The 18,706-nt window shown below is 38.1% G+C and carries 18 protein-coding genes; 10 read left to right on the forward strand and 8 right to left on the reverse strand.

The window, feature by feature from the left end:
- Positions 1–220: 220 nt before the first annotated feature.
- The 7 genes from WG906_RS06015 (at position 221) to WG906_RS06045 (ending at position 6,110) form a co-directional block, all read left to right on the forward strand.
- On the forward strand, positions 221–1,252 hold the full coding sequence (locus WG906_RS06015) for an alpha/beta hydrolase (RefSeq protein ID WP_339991639.1): 1,032 nt from the start codon (positions 221–223) through the stop codon (positions 1,250–1,252).
- 105 nt (positions 1,253–1,357) lie between these two features.
- Complete coding sequence (locus WG906_RS06020; RefSeq protein WP_339991640.1) at positions 1,358–1,633, forward strand: oxidoreductase; 276 nt, start codon at positions 1,358–1,360, stop codon at positions 1,631–1,633.
- On the forward strand, positions 1,600–2,424 hold the full coding sequence (locus tag WG906_RS06025; RefSeq protein WP_339991641.1) for an oxidoreductase: 825 nt from the start codon (positions 1,600–1,602) through the stop codon (positions 2,422–2,424). The genes WG906_RS06020 and WG906_RS06025 overlap by 34 nt, the downstream gene beginning before the upstream one ends.
- 178 nt (positions 2,425–2,602) lie before the next feature.
- Positions 2,603–3,778: an aldo/keto reductase gene (locus WG906_RS06030; RefSeq protein ID WP_339991642.1), complete on the forward strand. Its 1,176-nt coding sequence runs from the start codon at positions 2,603–2,605 to the stop codon at positions 3,776–3,778.
- Between the two features lie 55 nt (positions 3,779–3,833).
- Positions 3,834–4,709 carry a helix-turn-helix domain-containing protein gene (locus WG906_RS06035; protein ID WP_339991643.1) on the forward strand — a complete coding sequence of 292 codons (876 nt, stop codon included), beginning with the start codon at positions 3,834–3,836 and terminating at the stop codon, positions 4,707–4,709.
- Between the two features lie 290 nt (positions 4,710–4,999).
- On the forward strand, positions 5,000–5,248 hold the full coding sequence (locus WG906_RS06040) for a hypothetical protein (protein WP_339991644.1): 249 nt from the start codon (positions 5,000–5,002) through the stop codon (positions 5,246–5,248).
- Between the two features lie 4 nt (positions 5,249–5,252).
- Positions 5,253–6,110 (forward strand): SOS response-associated peptidase, encoded by an 858-nt coding sequence (locus WG906_RS06045; protein ID WP_339991645.1) that lies wholly within the window; start codon positions 5,253–5,255, stop codon positions 6,108–6,110.
- A 247-nt stretch (positions 6,111–6,357) separates the two neighbouring features.
- On the opposite strand, the gene WG906_RS06050 is transcribed toward WG906_RS06045, so the two are convergent.
- From WG906_RS06050 to WG906_RS06060, 3 genes are all read right to left on the reverse strand, one after another.
- Entirely contained in the window at positions 6,358–6,603 is a 246-nt protein-coding gene (locus tag WG906_RS06050; RefSeq protein WP_339991646.1) for a hypothetical protein, read from the reverse strand.
- A 230-nt stretch (positions 6,604–6,833) separates the two neighbouring features.
- On the reverse strand, positions 6,834–7,397 hold the full coding sequence (locus WG906_RS06055; RefSeq protein ID WP_339991647.1) for a DUF6438 domain-containing protein: 564 nt from the start codon (positions 7,395–7,397) through the stop codon (positions 6,834–6,836).
- Between the two features lie 318 nt (positions 7,398–7,715).
- Positions 7,716–8,279, reverse strand: a complete 564-nt coding sequence (locus WG906_RS06060; RefSeq protein ID WP_339991648.1) for a DUF6438 domain-containing protein — start codon at positions 8,277–8,279, stop codon at positions 7,716–7,718.
- A 339-nt stretch (positions 8,280–8,618) separates the two neighbouring features.
- Between WG906_RS06060 and WG906_RS06065 the strand changes: the two genes are divergently transcribed.
- Positions 8,619–9,140 carry a hypothetical protein gene (locus WG906_RS06065; RefSeq protein WP_339991649.1) on the forward strand — a complete coding sequence of 174 codons (522 nt, stop codon included), beginning with the start codon at positions 8,619–8,621 and terminating at the stop codon, positions 9,138–9,140.
- Between the two features lie 125 nt (positions 9,141–9,265).
- Here WG906_RS06065 and WG906_RS06070 read toward each other — a convergent pair whose 3' ends face one another.
- From WG906_RS06070 to WG906_RS06085, 4 genes are all read right to left on the reverse strand, one after another.
- The gene (locus tag WG906_RS06070) at positions 9,266–10,522 is read right to left on the reverse strand and encodes a hypothetical protein (protein ID WP_339991650.1); all 1,257 of its coding nucleotides are present in this window, start codon (positions 10,520–10,522) and stop codon (positions 9,266–9,268) included.
- Positions 10,523–10,652: 130 nt separating this feature from the next.
- Positions 10,653–11,783 carry a redoxin domain-containing protein gene (locus WG906_RS06075; protein WP_339991651.1) on the reverse strand — a complete coding sequence of 377 codons (1,131 nt, stop codon included), beginning with the start codon at positions 11,781–11,783 and terminating at the stop codon, positions 10,653–10,655.
- Between the two features lie 1,188 nt (positions 11,784–12,971).
- Positions 12,972–13,937: a hypothetical protein gene (locus tag WG906_RS06080; protein ID WP_339991652.1), complete on the reverse strand. Its 966-nt coding sequence runs from the start codon at positions 13,935–13,937 to the stop codon at positions 12,972–12,974.
- Between the two features lie 168 nt (positions 13,938–14,105).
- A complete protein-coding gene (locus tag WG906_RS06085) occupies positions 14,106–14,603 on the reverse strand; it encodes a hypothetical protein (protein WP_339991653.1) in 498 nt (165 codons plus the stop codon).
- Between the two features lie 576 nt (positions 14,604–15,179).
- Here WG906_RS06085 and WG906_RS06090 point away from each other — a divergent pair.
- Both WG906_RS06090 and WG906_RS06095 read left to right on the forward strand, forming a co-directional pair.
- Entirely contained in the window at positions 15,180–16,781 is a 1,602-nt protein-coding gene (locus tag WG906_RS06090) for a sensor histidine kinase (RefSeq protein WP_339991654.1), read from the forward strand.
- 4 nt (positions 16,782–16,785) lie between these two features.
- Complete coding sequence (locus WG906_RS06095; protein ID WP_339991655.1) at positions 16,786–17,532, forward strand: LytR/AlgR family response regulator transcription factor; 747 nt, start codon at positions 16,786–16,788, stop codon at positions 17,530–17,532.
- A 422-nt stretch (positions 17,533–17,954) separates the two neighbouring features.
- Here WG906_RS06095 and WG906_RS06100 read toward each other — a convergent pair whose 3' ends face one another.
- A complete protein-coding gene (locus tag WG906_RS06100) occupies positions 17,955–18,506 on the reverse strand; it encodes a hypothetical protein (protein WP_339991656.1) in 552 nt (183 codons plus the stop codon).
- Positions 18,507–18,706 lie beyond the last annotated feature (200 nt).

Below are 18,706 nucleotides of genomic sequence, written 5' to 3' on the forward strand. Positions count from 1 at the left end.
TGTCTAATTAGTCTTGAGGCATTTGAATAATTTAAACTTATTAGAATCATGATGACTTCGCGGACGCGTAGAAATTGAAGATAAGTCTTGTTGTTTGAATTCTATACTCTTCTGTTTGAATATATTACTTTCTCCGGCCCTTATACCATGATCTTTGTATCATCAAACAACGAGACATCTTCTAAGCGGTTTGAAAAGAATCATAATTAAACAAGATCATATGAAATTGAGAAAAATTTTAATGACAACGGTAGCTATAGCCGGATTGAGCTTTGTTGGAGAAGGAAAAACGCTCGACAATTCAAGGATTACAAATCACATAGTTCCTGAGCCTAAATCTACATCATCTGTCACCTCGGTAACTTTCAATAATAACGGTATAACTATGGCAGGAAACTTATACTTACCTGCAAACATGGATAAGACAAAGACTTATCCATCAATAGTTGTGGTTCATCCAGGTGGCGGCGTGAAAGAACAGACAGCAGGTTTATATGCAAAGCATCTTTCTGAAGCTGGATTTATTACTCTTGCTTTTGATGCTTCATATCAAGGTGCTAGTGGTGGAGAACCACGGTTCTTAGATAATCCGTTGAATCGGGTTGGCGATATCTACAGTGCAGTAGATTATTTAACAACCCTATCGTATATTGACGCTAACCGTATTGGCGCTATGGGCATATGTGCTGGAAGCGGTGCGACCGTAAAGGCTGCTATGACTGAACGACGTATCAAGGCACTTGCAACAGTAAGCGGAGTTGATGTTGGTGCAGCAGGTCGTAGAGGATGGGATGGAAAGGCCAATATAGATCCTATAGTAACACTTGAAGCCGTAGCCAAACAACGGACTGCAGAAGCAAACGGCGCTGCTACTATGTATGTGCCTTACGTACCTGAGGTAGGAGATACTACCGCTCCGAAAGATTTACAAGAGGCAGCTGTTTATTATCGTACTCCTCGTGGTCAGCATCCAAACTCAACTAATAAATTACTCTTTACAGGCCTTGCATATGGAATCCTATTTGATGGATTCGGTCAAGCTGACAAGCTTCTTACTCAGCCACTTCTAATAATTGCTGGTAGTGAAGCAGGATCATTGTGGCAAAGTGAGGAGCTAAACCAAAAGGCAGCTTCAAAGGATAAAGAATTATTTATTGTTAAAGGTGCAACACACATGGATTTGTATGATATCCCTGAGTATGTAGCGCCAGCAGTAAGCAAATTAAAACAGTTCTATAGCAAGAATCTTTAAATATTAACTATTCGAATCTTACTACCTGGCTGGTTTAATTATTGTGTTTAAGACCCAAAAGCGAGCCTATCAGGTAGTTAACGTTAACCTTTGAATAAAGCATCAATGAATACTAAAAAAATTAATCTTCTGTTTGAGCCTTTTACTTTCAGTAACAGTATCATTCTAAAAAACAGAGTTGCTATGGCTCCTATGACAACATGGGCTAGCAACGACGACTATACTGTTTCAGACGATGAAGTCAAATATTACAGAGCGCGTGTTGCTGGTCCTGGATTAGTTATCACAGGATGCACACGAGTAAAGGCGAATGGCATCGGATTTACCCACGAATACGCCCTGCAATTATGCAAATTTACCATGCGGGTAACAAAGCAGTAGCAGATTTAATACCGGGCGGTGAAGTAGTAAGTGCTAGTGCAGTTGAAGTTGGTCCAATGCCTTTTGTAAAGAGCGAAACCATTCCTCGTGCTCTTTCGAATGACGAGATTTTGGATATCATAAAAGCCTTTGGCGATACTGTTCGTCGGGCAATTGAGGCCGGCTTTGATGGTGTTGAGCTGCATGGTGCTCATGGGTTCTTGCTGCAAAATTTCTTCTCGCCGTTGTATAATCAGCGGAGTGATAATTGGGGCGGATCTGCTGAAAACCGGATGAGGTTTCCTCTGGAAGTAGTGAAAGAAATACGGAACGTGATTAACGAAAATGCAGACAGGCCCTTTTTATTAGGCTATCGTATTTCTCCAGAAGAGCCGCAGCCTGAGAGCTATAAAATAAATGACATCTACCCTTTAATTGATGCATTAGTAGAAGCTGGTGTTGATTATGTCCATGCCTCTCTGGTAAATGTGCTGGAGTCAAAGCCAATTGGAGCAGAAGAAGGGAAAACAATAGCTGAACTGATACTAGCCCATGTGGATGGCAGAGTTCCTGTTATTGCTGCAGGTGGGGTTAAAAAGCCCGAAGACGCCGAGAAGGCAATAGAGATGGGCTTAGCGCTGGTGGCAATCGGCCAGGCACTGGTAATTAATCCAAACTGGGTAGAATTGGTAGCGAACGGAGATACAATCGAAGAAACATTAAGCGTCTCAAAAATCCCCGAACTGGCTATCCCTGAAAAATTACAAACCATTATTGACGCGGCTAAAGGTTGGTTTCAGGTTACCGCATAATAAATTAAAGACAAAGGGCAATGACAACACCCCTCCGGGTTTACAGTCGTGCCTGGATACTATTGTTATGATGTATTTAACAATAAGCATATAAAGCAGGATTTGGAATTATCCAGCATATCTGAAAAGAGCTTTGAAACTATAATATTCTTCTTTAAAATTCAAATATTTATCAATCATGAAAAACACCAGAAATGAATTGGATGCCAACAATCTCCAACATGTTGGCCGTCGTAATTTTTTAACCAACAGTGTTATAGCCGGTGCTGGTTTGGCGCTCGGGCCATTGCTTTTAAGCGCCTGTTCTGGTCAGCCCGAAAAGAAAAATAATCAGGGTGAAAACATGCTAGTTCAAAACGACAATAAAATGAAAAGAAAATTAGGAAAATTGGAAGTCTCTGCATTAGGACTCGGATGCATGAACATGGCTGGCAACTACAACCCTCCTGCCGACAAACAGCAATCCATAAAGACTATCCGTACCGCAGTTGAAAATGGTGTTACCTTCTTTGATACCGCAGAAGTATATGGACCTTATACTGATGAAGAACTTGTTGGTGAAGCACTTGCACCATTTAGAAACAAAGTAAAAATCGCAACTAAGTTTGGCTGGGAACTGGAAAGCAAAAAAGGCGGTTTAAATAGCAGTCCTGAAAGAATACGTAAAGTTGTAGAGGCATCTTTAAGACGTCTTAAAACAGATTACATCGACTTGCTTTATCAGCACCGTGTTGACCCTAATGTGCCAATTGAAGATGTGGCAGGCACCATTAAAGACCTTATCGGACAAGGAAAAGTACAGCACTTTGGATTATCGGAGGCGAGCCCTAAAACTATTCGCCGCGCCCACGCTGTTTTGCCCGTTAGTGCAGTACAGTCAGAGTATTCAATGTGGACACGTAATGTTGAGTTAAACGGTGTACTAAAAACTTGTGAAGAACTAGGCATTGGCTTCGTGCCCTGGTCGCCAGTAGGTTCAGGGTTTTTGACAGGAAAGTATGATACATCAACGAAGTTCGATGAGAAAACGGACTTCCGTGCAGGCTTTCCACGCTTTTCAAAAGAATTCTTACCATTAAATATGCCTCTCATTGAATGGCTTAAACAATATGCTGCGACAAAGAATGCTACACCATCTCAGGTAGCACTTGCATGGTTACTTGCCAAAAGTCCTATCATTGTTCCAATTCCTGGTACGCGTTTTGAAAACCACTTATTAGAAAATTTAGGAGCGCTAAACCTTAACTTGGATCAACAAGATGTTCGCGCTATTGATACGATGTTGTCAAAATTCCCGATTTACGGCGAACGTATGGGCGAAGCGCATATGAGTTCTATTGATTACAGTATATAATCGCTTTTTTAATGTCCATGGGTATCATCGTCGATAGAAACGCTAAATTTATACTATGAGTAAGATCGTAAGCACCGCAGAATTTCTTGATTCACACAATCACAGAGAAGAGCTGAACAAACAGTTCATTGTATACGAGATGGAAGAGTTTGCTTGCAAACCCAATCCTTACAATCGCAGAGACTTTTATAAGATAACGCTAATGCTGGACACGAGTCGATTGCATTATGCGGATAGAGGTATTCTCATTGATCGGCCTGCCTTATTGTTCTCTAATCCGCTTGTGCCAAGTTCATGGGAGCCCATATCAGCGCAGCAGCGCGGTTACTTTTGTTTATTTAACGAACAGTTCATAAAGGATAAAGATCGTGATCTTGTCCTTCAGGAGTCACCTCTCTACAAGATAGGCGCTGACCCAGTATATTTTCTAGACCACGAGCAGGTTAAGGATCTTCAGAGAATATTCCAGAGTATGCTAAAGGAATTCCATTCTTCATACGCACATAAGTATGATTTGTTAAGGAACTATCTGAGTTTGATCCTGCATGAAGCGATGAAGATGCAGCCTGCTGATACCTACTTCAAAAGTCATAATGCTAATGAGCGAATCTCTTCCTTGTTCCTGGAATTGCTTGATAGACAGTTTCCTGTTGACTCCCCTGAACAGGCTTTGAAATTAAAGTCCGCCAACAAGTATGCAGAATACCTATCGGTACATGTGAATCACCTTAATAGAGCGGTTAAAGAAGTTACGGGGAAGACTACTACAGAGCATATATCAGATAGAGTGGTAAAAGAAGCAAAAGCTTTATTAAAGCACACTGATTGGAGCGTTTCGCAGATTGCTTATAGTTTGGGGTACGAGTACCCCAATTATTTTAATAACTTCTTTAAGAAGCAGACAGGAGTGACACCCCGCGCTTTGAGATGATTGAATTTTCGAAAATGTGAGGGTTCATTACACATCTTTGACAAGTAAATATATCAAGTTCGCTTAACTTGTAAAGAGCTTTCACGGCACAAATTCTCCTTACTGTCCGATTTATTCCATGTTCTCCTGACAAGCTTACTCACAATGAGTTGACAGGTGTGTCTTTTTTTCGTTGCTATATCGCTTGGTTTCAATTTTAGCAAAAAAGTGAAAAATGCCAAAGCTAATTTGAAAAAATGTTGTTCCCGAGCTGCAAGCCTTTTTCAAGAAAAACTTTTAATTTTATACAAATGAGGGAAGTCGAGCCGCCATTTGAAATTGATTATAAGGGCAAAAGGTCAATAGTCACCGAAGCCGCGATTAAAAACAGACGGGTCTTTAATATCCAATTTCCTGATTCACGGAGGCCGTTAACCATAACAGTCGGCCTGACTAACGAGGATGTAAAGTTTTGGACCTCCATTCCAGAAGGCCGCCAGGAAGAGGCAGAAGAAATTGGCAAGTTAATTGCCGCATACATCAGAAGTAAAAACAAATAAGTTTATGTGTTACTACAACGGACAACGAGTTACCAAAGCTGAGTTCATAGAATTAAAAAACCTCGCTAAACCAGTTAAAAATTATGACTTTCTTAATGTAGGCGTACATAACGGATTTAATTACGCACCCTGCGCTATAGTTGTACCGTCAGAGGATGGACGCGATTTTGAAATTGTGCAGGCAGAGTGGGGCTATATTCCGGGTTTTCTTAAAACACGTGCTGAGGCCAACATATTCCGCGCAAAATACACCACGCTAAATTTTAAGGCTGAGAACTTGTTTGTTAAAGAAGATGGCAAGCGTTCGATGTGGGCCGATGCCGCTGTAACACGTCGCTGCCTCGTCCTTTCCACAGGTCTGGTGGAATCACGCCATATACCGAAGATTGGAAAAAAGGGACAACCTTTAAAAGAGATGCTTAAATACCCATATTATGTTGGAGTTAAAGGACAAGAGTATTTTTGGTTCCCGGGTCTTTATAACGAATGGTTTGACCCGGAGACAGGAAAATGGGTCAATACTGTTGCTTTCGGTGTTACTTCGGCCAATGCAATAATGAAGCAAATACATAATTCTAAACAACGCATGCCAAGCATCCTGACAGATGACCTTGCATGGGAGTGGATGATGACCAAGCCTGTTGATGGCAAACTTACCCCGGCTATGGAAGCAAGGTTATCCGAAATTGTCCTTACACAAATACCATCAAGGTTATTAGAAGTTTGCACTATCGACAAGGAATACCGTCTAAGCAAGGAAGCAACACCGATTGAGTATCCTGAGCTACAGCCACTTGACATGACTTTTGTGGACACTGAGGAACTGGCATTTGACCATTGGCCGGTACTGCAAAAAATTTAATAGAGAAACGTTGATGGCCTTGTATGAATGAAGATTCCGATAGGGAATGTTCTCCCACAAAATGAAAATGATTTTTGAATGAATATAAGATGCAGCTCATAAGGAAGAGTGGGCGGTACGGGGTGAGAATGACGTTTGAGAGGTAGCATAAACAAAGAAAGGAACGTCAAGATATCACTGAAATGGCCGCCGAATTACCAGCGAATATCAACAAACATTACACAACTAGTTCATTACTTTTGTCCAACTAATAAGGGGTCGGTACACCTACAACAACAGCTATTAGTAATAAAATTGTTGGATTGATTAAAACTAAATATTTTAGAGTTTGAGGTGATATTTTATCTAACAATTCTTTTGGTAAACTTTCAAGTGGTATAGTTACTGTTAACATAGTAGTTTTTGTCTTGTCTTTGGTTGCACATAACTGCTGCCATAAAACTTCCGGAATACAGCCATTTTCGGAGAGATAACGGTCACTGATTAGCACCATTATTCACGAATATAAAAATTTCATATCAAAAGATCTGACTTGTAAGCGTCCTAGTGACGGCTAACCAAGTCATCGTTGAAGAGCAAATTACAATCAACTGGATTTCATCGTTTTTTGAGACACATTAACGGTTAAGGCTTGTTGCTGTTGCGGCATTAATAGCAGTTCAGCCGCAAGACTAATGTAATAGAAAGCAGCGAAATAAACATAGACCTCGTCAGCCGCAATTGCTACAAGCCGGTTTTAGGCGTAGCTCTTTTATAAGTCTCAGGCAAGAACTTCGGATAGCCCGGGAATTTCATAGGCGTTTGTAAAGTGGTCACAAAGGCGATAGAGTCTTTTATCGGCCTGAGGTTAGCCCGGGCAACACTTTTATACGTTTTAAAAAACAAGTCTCTAAGACCTTTTGGAAGACTTTCATATTGACCTCGGATGTGTTTTTTATCGTGACCCTTAAAAATTATCAATTCCACCTCCTGGTCATCAACAGTATTGTCGTAAACAGCTTCGAAATTCCAATATTCAAGGTCTTTTAGGTCTGTATTTAGGCTGTCCCAAAAACCGCGGTCGATCGTTCCAGTGAAGTATCCTTTGTTTTTGGCCCACTCTCCTCCATAGTATTTGTAGGTCAGGGAACTATCAATTTCTATAGCTTGATAAGGGCACGTACCATGGCAATACCCTGTTGCAAAAGCAATCTTAGTGATTTGGCCATGTCGGTCAAACTCATTCTTGCTGCGTTGGCAACCGCAGAAAAGACATGTCAGCAGAAAGGTAGTTAACAGGGTTCTCATAGAGTTACGCCTAACCTAGTATATATGTGCCATAAAACTTCCGGAATACACCCATTTTCGGAGAGATAACGGTAACTGATTAGCACATCATTCACGAATATAAAAATTTCATATCAAAAGATCTGACTTGTAAGCGTCCTAGTGACGGCTAACCAAGTCATCGTTGAAGAGCAAATTACAATCAACTGGATTTCATCGTTTTTTGAGACACATTAACGGTTAAGGCTTGTTGCTGTTGCGGCATTAATAGCAGTTCAGCCGCAAGACTAATGTAATAGAAAGCAGCGAAATAAACATAGACCACGTCAGCCGCAATTGCTACAAGCCTGTTTTAGGCGTAGCTCTTTTATAAGTCTCAGGCAAGAACTTCGGATAGCCCGGGAATTTCATAGGCGTTTGTAAAGTGGTCACAAAGGCGATAGAGTCTTTTATCGGCCTGAGGTTAGCCCGGGCAACACTTTTATACATTTTAAAAAACAAGTCTCTAAGACCTTTTGGAAGACTTTCATATTGACCTCGGATGTGTTTTTTATCCTGACCCTTAAAAATTATCAATTCCACCTCCTGGTCATCAACAGTATTGTCGTAAACAGCTTCGAGATTCCAATATTCAAGGTCTTTTAGGTCTGTATTTAGGCTGTCCCAAAAACCGCGGTCGATCGTTCCAGTGAAGTATCCTTTGTTTTTGGCCCACTCTCCTCCATAGTATTTGTAGGTCAGGGAACTATCAATTTCTATAGCTTGATAAGGGCACGTACCATGGCAATACCCTGTTGCAAAAGCAATCTTAGTGATTTGATCATCTCGGTCAAACTCATTCTTGCTGCGTTGGCAACCGCAGAAAAGACATGTCAGCAGAAAGGTAGTTAACAGGGTTCTCATAGACTTACGCCTAACCTAGTATATATGTGCCATAAAACTTCCGTAATACACCCATTTTCGGAGAGATAACGGTAACTGATTAGCACATTATTCACGAATATAAAAATTCATATCAAAAGATCGGACTTGTAAGCTGTCCTAGTGGCGGCTAACCTAGTCATCGTTGAAACGCAAATTACAATCAACTGGATTCCATCGTTTTTTGAGACTAAAGTAGCTGAATTATCTGCTTACATTTAATTTAAAAAGTACATTTTCTAACTGATAGAAAGAGGTAGATTTTTGCTTAACTTTCTTACTTTTACTTAAAATGTCATCCTAATATTTTTGAACATTGCCATGGAAATAATACTAGAAAATAATTTTATAACTCGTTACCATGTTGATCTACATTACTTAGATCAAGGTGGTGTTATCACTCAGAGTTGCCACACTTCTTCCAATTGGCGCCGGCTCAGTGAGAGAACCTATAGTATGGTTTATAACACAAATTATCAAGTTAAGGGAGATAGTGATAATGACGTAATTGTATATCATGGCATATTGGACCTAACATGCATTTTCGACGATTTAAGGACTGACGCAGTCGAAATCATTAAAAAAAAGGGGGGCGTAGAGTCAAAAATGGAGTCATTCATAAAACAAAATGTTAGGAACGTATTTCATCGAATACAATTTCCCTCCATGCAATATGCTCTCACGCTTGAAGCCCGAACGTCTATTTCAAATGAATTGATTGAGCATGAAATGTCGTCAATTAAGAGGGCGTGGGCTTCTACGCCGGTAGATGAGCTACCGACTGATTTCCAGAGAATAATTGCAAATCCGCCTGCTGTGGCTATCTCGAGGAAAATTCTATAAGCTCATAAGTAAATCAGTTAAGAGAGGATCGTTTTTGAGACTACAGTAACGGAATTAACTGCTTACATTTAATTTAAAAAGTCACGTCTTCTAAAAAAACGTCTTAGGCTTAATTTCCATAATTACTATTTGAAGCAATATCCTAAAGATGCTCCCGCCCATGGTGTTAACTGTTTAGAAGCTCCATATGCAGGCGTGAAGGCTATCCTGAATATTGGCCCCTCTTTTAGGGCTTGATAACGATATCCCATGTTGACAAATCCGGTTGCCGTAAATTTATCATCCGAAGCATTATTAAACGTAAATTGAGGAGTAATGCCTACCCCTGTTTCAAATCCGCTTCTTCGTGCTCCAAATATATAGTTGATGTTTAATGGCACAGTAGTATTCCTATCAGCTATATTTAGATCTGTTCCAATGTAATCACCAGCACCTATACCTACCCTAAAACCCAAACCATCATTATGATTTTTCTTCAATCGCATATCAAAATTACCTGAAGCTAATCCGCCATTTCCGAGCACCTCAATAAAAATAGATTTTTTGAATCGTGAAGTTGCTCGTTCTATTGTTTTTACTTTATTTTCAAGTGTTCGTGGCTCATTTAAAGGGACCGCCCTTTTTTTAAGTGAAAAACTGTATCTCACATCTAACCCAACATACGAAGATCTCGGACTGAATTCACCTTCATAACTAGTATTGTACATTCGGACAAATAATTTACCCTCTCCGACAGGCTCAATGTTCCAGTTTTTAACTAATCGAAAAGTCAAAGCACTCTGATCTTTGAAAACTCTTCTAATTCCTATTCCTAAAGGTATATCAAGGTGCAATCTATTCTTAATGGGAGGAATGGTGATAAGATAATCAGGGGGGCCAGCATTAGGATCATCAAAATCATAAGGTGTACTTCTATTAAAAGCGTAGCCATAGACTTCCTCTTCGTTATTATGGTGATAGATTTTTTTAGAAAATCCAGTAATAACTTCAAGTTGAATCCTACTAATAGATTTCCGATACACAACCTGCGCAGAGATACTGTTATACAAATAGTTATCAAAGTTATCAGCAAAAGCAATTTGTCCTTCACCAGTCATCATGCCAAATGCGTTTCGAGGAGCACTAAAGTTATAGTTATGATCGACAATTCCTATTCCTGCCCCGAATTGTACTCCAAAATTAGACTTCGGAAACATTTTTGTATAATCCAAGCCTGCATCAAATGAAACACGTCGATCTCCGACAATTCTAGCAGGGGAAAAGTTAATCACTTTAGACTTGGAAATAATATTTGGAGTAAACCTAATTCCAAATTCCTGGCTGGATACTGAAAGGCAGGGAAAAAGTAATAAGAAAAAAGTTATCCTGAAAATGAAATTCATTATCTTAAGGTTATTGATCGTTTTTTGAAACTATCGGTGAAGGGTTTTCGCTGTGCCGAGAAATTTTTATAGATCCGACCTTTAGAAAAATAAATATAGATTCTTAGTAGGAGTTCTTTGGCTTCTTAAGTCAATTAAGCTCCCTTTTCAATAAGTCTTTCAACTCAATTAAAGAAATATTTTTAGCAACGACAATTCCCCTTTCGTTTACCAGAAAGTTGGTTGGAAACGCATTTATGCCGATTTTTGAGGCTTCTAGGCCACCGGGGTCTCGATACTGTGGCCAGGTAAGACTATGCATTTCAATTACCTTTTCCCACTGTGGCACATACTGATTCTTATCCGTTGAAATGCCAAGAATCTGAAAGCTTTTTTCTGAGAACTCTCCATATATTTCTTTTAATTCTGGAAACTGGGCTATACATGGACTGCAGTTACTATACCAAAAATCTATCAAAGTGAATCTGTTTTTCGAAAAAAACCTGGTGTCGATTTGTTTGGATTGTCTATCAAAAAAATTAGAAAGTTGAAACACCTTACCTAAGGAGGCTGATCTTGATACCCTCAGCATTTCAGCTAATTTAGTTCCTGGGTAACTTTGTTTTAGCTTAGGGGAAAAATTATTAAATATTGCATCGAAAACTTTTTCATAACCGGAGAAGCTTGCGAGGTTTATCAACTTCCATAACCCTAGGTAAGAGTCAGGGTGCCTTATGACATGTGCCAGTAAAAGACTATCACTTCGCGCATAGAGGTTGCTACGTCTCCTTTCTAATTTTAGCTTAATTTCGGAAGGTATTTGACGATTATAAACCTTATCAAGACTGTCCCATTGTCTGCGGAAAAGATCATTATCTCTCGTAAAATGAATCCGACTTGCGGTGTAGTCATTAATTTCATCCTGATAAACATAATCCTTCACTTCAGGGGGCTTTCCAGGCAGTCGTGTATCAACCTTGATTGACTGATGACCACTGGTAATTAAGAACATTGCGGATTCATACCTGTTCTCGAAACGTAATAAGACGCCTTGAGGTTCGTCTATTAACCCGTTAAACGTAAACCTACCGTTTTCTACTTTACTACTCAACATGATGGGATGCCGATAGAAGCTGGAATCCGCAAGCATTATAAGCTTTACAGTTCCAGTATCCGAATTAATTGTCCCTTGAACTGTAAATTTCTTACGTACTTGAGTCTGGCTGAAAACATTTTGTGTAAGGACGAGGAAACAAATGACGAGGATATTTAAAATTTTCATAAGCTACATTGAAAATTCAACGCGTTTAAATTAATGAATAAAGATAGACTAGAAGACGAAAGAAAAAAGCTACGGACACCCTATTTTTACAAATCAGGTGTCGAAGGGGATTAGGGGGGTATCTCTTGGTTATATTTGGAGTAAAACTATTTCCCTTCTACGTAGGACTAGCAAACACTTTTCCCAAAGTAAGAATGGTCGAACTCAAGTTTTTGTCCTAGGTTAATACCTAACATCTAAATTAAATCCAACCCCCATATTACTATGTTTCTTTATTTTTCCCTGGCTGGACGTTGCGGCAGTCACTTTACGTTTGCCACTAACGGTTAGGGCTTTGCGAAGATGGCGGATAAAAAGCACTTCATTGTCGCCCGGCACAAAACTTAGTTAAATGTAGAAAAAGTTTGAGAATAACGTCGCCCGCCATTTTTGCAAAACCCATGTTAACTGCTGATGTTTTTATTTTCAGTGTTGTCAACTTGTCAAATCGCTTAGAATTGAAGCCCTTATTTGTTTTGTCAATTTGATCGTGGGTTTTGAACCCAGGTCAGATAAAGCAAATTCTAATAGTTCCATTTACCGACAGTTACTTTTTCCTATATAATAAATGCACCTGAAAGAATATAAATATAACCAGTCAATAATGTCAATAAAACTTGAGCCGCTAATACTATCCTGTAGATTTTTTTTGAAACATTTAGTACTTGAAAATAAGACAGAATGCACGATAAAAGCAATAAAGTAAATAATATAATCAATGATGCTTGTTGTATTCTTAATTCTTGCTTATTGATTTTGTCCAATAATTTACTGTATTCATAACTGTCAGGACTTCCAATATTACTTGTAAGACTTTGCAATAGAATAAAGCACAGCAAACCATAAAAAGAGGTCAATAAAGAAACTTTAAAGTAGCGGTTCTCGGTCTTTGGAAATAAAGCTAAACTTACAATTGCAATAACGATACTGTAAATTGCTGGGATCATTCTTTTTTGCTGCTATTGGTCAGATTTAATACTTTGTTATATAGGGGTGTTCAGGTCTTTACATTTGCAGTTAACGTTAAAGGCTTGCCGCAGTGCGGGATTAAAAGCACCAAAGTTTCGCCTACTGATAAAATTAGTAAAAAGCACTGAAGTTGCTATCACCACTTCAACCCGCATTGTGGCAAGGTGGTGTTGTGTGCAGTTATTTTTTTCTTCTAAATGTCCTGACAACACTTTTTATATCCGTCTCAGCTTTTTCACTTTTCGCTAAATATGTCCCTACAAACAGGTAGTAGCCCCCATCATTGTCAAACAATATCACTTGACACATCTCTTCATTGTCTTTGTCATTATTTTTTGCGTAAAGCTCAAATCCTTTCAGGTCGTCCAATTCAATTTCGTTGATTCCTTTGACCGGAATTACAGAGTAATCGTCAGGGTATTTTTTTAGTCTCGAAATACAGAACAACTTTTTGTTTTCAATCTCGACTTTAGCAAATGACTTGTCAGTCACTAATGTTGCTTTGTCGATACTTTCAGTTGGTGTTTTAAGATCTCGATTAAATAGCATTCCATTTCCAACTACAGCCTTAAATTTTAATGAACCAGCACTTTCATCTAGCGAATAATTCAATGCGTCTCTAGGGTCGCTCTGCAATTCAGAGTCGACAATGGTCGTTAAAATACTTTTTTTGATTTCTTCTCCTAATCTTAAAGAATCGTTCAAGTAAACACCATTTATGAGCGTAGTTGATTTATCATTACCATAGATTAAAATTTGCTTTGAGAATATTTTGCCGTTCGCTGGTTGGCTTAATTCAATGAGTAGTCCATTGAAATCGGCTACCTTAATTTCCCTCTTGGCTTTTAATTCCATACCCTTGGTTTTGAGCATGTCGAAATTGAACCCTTTTGTAACTTCTGAATAAGGTCCAGGAATTTCCATCGTCATTATCATCGAAGTTGGGTCAAATGGATTTTGAAAACCTTTGAAATTATTTGAAATCTCAAATGCTGCAGGTGGAACTATGAAAATATTTGTTCCTTTAATTTGAATGTGATTCTTGGATTTCGCTTTTGGTAATTCTTGCCCTAATCCAAAGATTGAAATTGATAATAGTAGAGCTGTAAAAGTAATTTTTCTTCTCATAGGTTGTTTCTCAATCATAATTGCACACAACGGTTAGGCTTGTTGCTGTTGCGGCATTAATAGCACGTCACTTTCAAGCCAGCACTAATGTAGTAGAAAGCACCGAAATAACATACACCACCGAAACCAGCAATAGCAACAGAGCCTTTGTTATGCACAGGCAATCTTTATTCAACTTCATATTTCTTAAAAACTATTGTCAATCAGAAGTCCCCAATTATTCTTAAGAAACCTATTAGTTACTTTGTCAGAGGAGTAACTACCTGTATCTGGGTCGCAAATAGAATAAACGTAGTCTACCGTTGGACGGTGTGAGCTCTTGAAGTAAGAAAAATAGATTTTATCGAAATAGAAGTTTTTATAACATGAAGAAGCCTCATTCTCAAGGTGAATATCAGAAATATTCAAATCCTCCATTTGTGTCACAAGGCTCGGGTCGATAATTTCTATTTTTAAAGTCTTCTCCGCCTTATTTGGATTGATAAATATTAACCTCACTTTGCCTCGTGAGGCACTATTTGAAGCGTACTTCTCTAATAGATAGTTCTTAATCTCCGCAAAACCTTGTTCCTTTTCGTGAAAATGACGGGTGTAATATTGTTCATTTTTAGGAGAAACTGTCTTGTAGATAAATACAGATACAACAATTAAAATTCCTAAGGCAATTAAGATTTTAACTTTCATTCAAAAGTCGTCTTTAGTCGAGTAGTTCGGTTTCTTTTGCTTGTGCATAACTAGTATATATGTGCCATAAAACTTCCGTAATACACCCATTTTCGGAGAGATAACGGTAACTGATTAGCACATTATTCACGAATATAAAAATTTCATATCAAAAGATCTGACTTGTAAGCTGTCCTAGTGGCGGCTAACTAAGTCATCGTTGAAAAGCAAATTAAAAATGAACTGGATTCCATCGTTTTTTGAGACAATTTCTATTAATTACTAGTTTGGAGGATTTTAACGCCGCTAGCTTTATAGTTGGAAAACTCATTACACTCCAAACTAGTCATTTTTAAACTTATTATTTAGTCGATTTTAAAGATTGGATTAGAATGAAGGGTGAACCTCATTTAGAGTGCCAAGTACATTGCCGCGAGTCGGAATGACTATATTTTTCCGGCATATACACACTATTTGGGCATTATTCAAATACTGCATAAAACCATACATATACTATTTCAAACACTGCCTTTCCCGTTTTATGGTTTTAGTTTGGCTATTATTGTTTCAAGTTTGATGAAAGTTAAACTTAACATTATGAAAAAGATAATCTTCACCTTTCTCAGCTTCATTATTGCGCTATCTACAGTAAATGCCCAAAAAGGGATCAACTTTTCTAGCACGACTTACCCTGCCGGAGGAAAATTACTTATGCGAGTAGATAGTGCAGCCAAAAACGTTTATTATGACAACGTATTCCCCAATCAACCTAATACCTCTTTTAATTATTTACCAGACGCAAACTATGTAAGTATCCAGATTTATTTTAGAAAGAATATTAGGGTTCAGCACTACCGATATACCATTTTTGAGGATAATAAACCCATAGTGGTCAATAAGTCGATCAATATGGCACAACTGAAAGATGCTCACGCGGGGGACGAAGAAGTTTTCAGCTCTACAACACTAGGTATTTTCCCTATAAAGGGTAAAATTATTACAACACTTGTTTATAGCATCGAAAAACCCAATGATATTTATAAATCTATTTTTTATGGACAACCTATTCCGAGAGCGAAAATCGAAGTTTTAGCAAAGCGTTTCGCTACTAACAAAGGCGTTGACTACAGGCACATAGTCAACCCAAAAGAAAGGACAAAACTTAGTTTCACTAAAAAAGACGACGAACTAACAATTGTAAAAGTCAGATCAGAAATAGACTATGTCTACTACCTTTCAATAAAAGACAAACAATCCAATAAAACAGTCTTCGAATCAACCGCCTGGCAATATGGCGGCTTCCTTGATGAAGCACGTAAGTTTTCACCTTACATAAAAATCAACAAAAATATTTTTAAAAAATCGGGTGATTATGAAATTATTATTCAGCCATCTTTTACAGGGCATACTCCGCCAAAAGAATTAGAAAAATATACCGCTAGATATACTCTTTCTATAACCTTAGATGAAGAAAACTATTCCAAAAAAGAACTTTTAATATATTCGCTTATTGTCGCATTTTCTATAGGATTACTCGCTCTTGTTGTCCTTTACTTCACCAAAAAAAGAAATAAAAAAAAGCTGGAAGAAAATGAACAGCAAAAGAACATTGCAAAGCTCCAGCTTAACTCAATCCGTTCCCAGCTAAATCCTCATTTTCTGTTTAATGCACTTTCGGGCATTCAAAATTTGATGAACAAGAACGAAATAGATAATGCCAATAAATACCTCTCTAAATTTGCCCGGTTAACCCGTAACGTGCTTGATGATAAAGAACTGATTAGTTTATCACAAGAAAGAAATTTACTCGACGATTACCTGCAAATGGAGCAATTGCGGTTCGGTTTTAAGTACGAAATTAACCACTCCGAAAACTTAGACTTAGATAACATCGAGATACCAAGTATGCTGCTACAGCCGTTCGTAGAAAATGCGGTGAAGCACGGCATATCGCAAAAAACTAGCGACAGCAAAATTATTATCACATTTATTAAGCAAGGAAATGATTTGGTATTAACCGTTACCGATAATGGAAATGGCTTTGACACAAGAAAAAAGAGCAATGGTTTAGGTCTGCAATTAAGTGAAAGTAGAATAGCACTATTAAATAGTATCTATAAAGATAATCGCTTTACTTTAGCCATAGATTCAACCACTAGCGGGACAAAAATAAACTTAACATTTACCGATTGGCTATAATATAATGAAGGCAATTTTAATAGATGATGAAATTTCTAACTTAGAAAACCTGCGGACTTTGCTAGGAAAGCATTGTCCGCAGGTAACTATAATGGCAACGGCGCAAAATGTAAGTGATGCGGTTGATGCTATAGAAAAGTATTTGCCTGATTTAGTGTTTCTGGACATTCAAATGGGCGAGCACACAGGTTTTGATGTACTAAAAACTCTTCCAAGGCGTAATTTCGAGGTTATTTTTGTTACCGCTTACGACCAATATGGGATCCAGGCTGTAAAATTTGCCGCCTTAGATTATCTTTTAAAACCCCTTGATATTGAAGAATTGATAAATGCGGTAAATGAAGCCGAACACAAACTGGCAAAACGAATACAAACATCACAGCTCGACTTTTTACTGCAACAAATAAAAAAGCCCGAAACGAATGTTAGCAAAATTGCACTCCAGATGCAAAGCGAAATTAGGTATGTGGCTTTATCAGAAATTATCCGTTGCGAAGCCGATAATACTTATACCTACTTCTTCCTGGCTAATAAGGAAAAAATATTAGTTTCTAAATCGCTTAAAGAATATGCAGATTTACTGCGCCCTAACGGATTTTTAAGAACTCACCAAAGCCATTTAGTAAACCCAAAGTTTGTAAAAAGCTGGCTTAAAGAAGACGGTGGCATTCTGCTGTTGAGTTCTGGTGAAAAGATACCCATTTCTAAGCCCAACAAGGATACTGTAAGACAAGCCTTGCAACAGCTCTAGTAATAATAAGTCTTTATTTAGCTTCTTTTTTAACATCTATAAACATGCTTATTTCACCGAGAAGCGGACCTGAAATCATGGGTACATCTTAACATATTAGAAATAATTTACTGCTGCTTCTCATTTTAAGAGAAAATACTATCGTTTTTTGAGACAGGGACCCCTACCCCCATATATCCGTGGCGTGACAGGCGCATCCACCATTACATACGGTGAGTCTTCTACTCAATTGAATTCTTGCCTATATAGCATTCCTTCAGTTGGCGCACCAATCTCTGCTTATCATACCAGATCTCATATTTCTTAGGTACCAATGCATTTATTAGTTCGGTAACTTTATCAATTTCAGGACGATAATAATTGCTCAATTGTACGTGCCTTACCTGTTAATGCTCGCTTACTTAGTACCTGTTAATGCTCGCTTACTTAGTCATTATCTGCATTACACCATATTCTCCTATTTTTCCCAAAAGTTGTGTTCCCTGGTATGAGTTGAGAGGTCTGATTGCTTTGATGTTTTCGATTTTTAGTGACGTTAATTTGTTTAATTTTTCCAGGTCTGTAAGAAGCAATTCGTCATTAAGATAAAATACGGCCAGAGGATGCTCTTTAATCCAGTACTCCGTCTTTTCTTTAATATATTTCAAACTAGCATTGACTTCATCCTTTGTAGTTATTTCGATGACTCCATTAAACTTAGTTTCCTTATTATTATCAAGTACAGTATTTTGACTTCTTTTGACTGAATTGATAGTGTTACGGTCCAACTCCTTTAAAGAAGTAACATTAAAAAGCGTGATACCATCGTATATGATTATCGGATTTAATCCCTCGGGAATCCGAAGAATAGAATAGCTAACAGTGCCAGATCTGTTTTTGTTGGCAGGATGAGTGAGGTCAGAAGGCTGGGCAAAGCAATTTACCGCAATTAGAAAGGGCGTAACAAAAATCAGTTCTTTAATAGCAAATTTCATTTGGTAGGGTTATTTGCCTTTCGGCTAACGTTAGGCGTTTATATGGTGCCATAGATATCTGTAGACACAGTTCTAAAGTAATTAATAATTTCGGAAATTGACTTGTTCTATCATTTTTGGAACTTCCTTTTAAGCTTTATTGCTATTTCAGGATAAATAGCACACTTCCATACCAGCCTGAAATTGGAAGTATTTTTCTA

Origin of the sequence: Pedobacter superstes (genome assembly GCF_037622515.1) — a bacterium.
GTDB classification, from domain to species: Bacteria; Bacteroidota; Bacteroidia; order Sphingobacteriales; family Sphingobacteriaceae; genus Paradesertivirga; species Paradesertivirga superstes.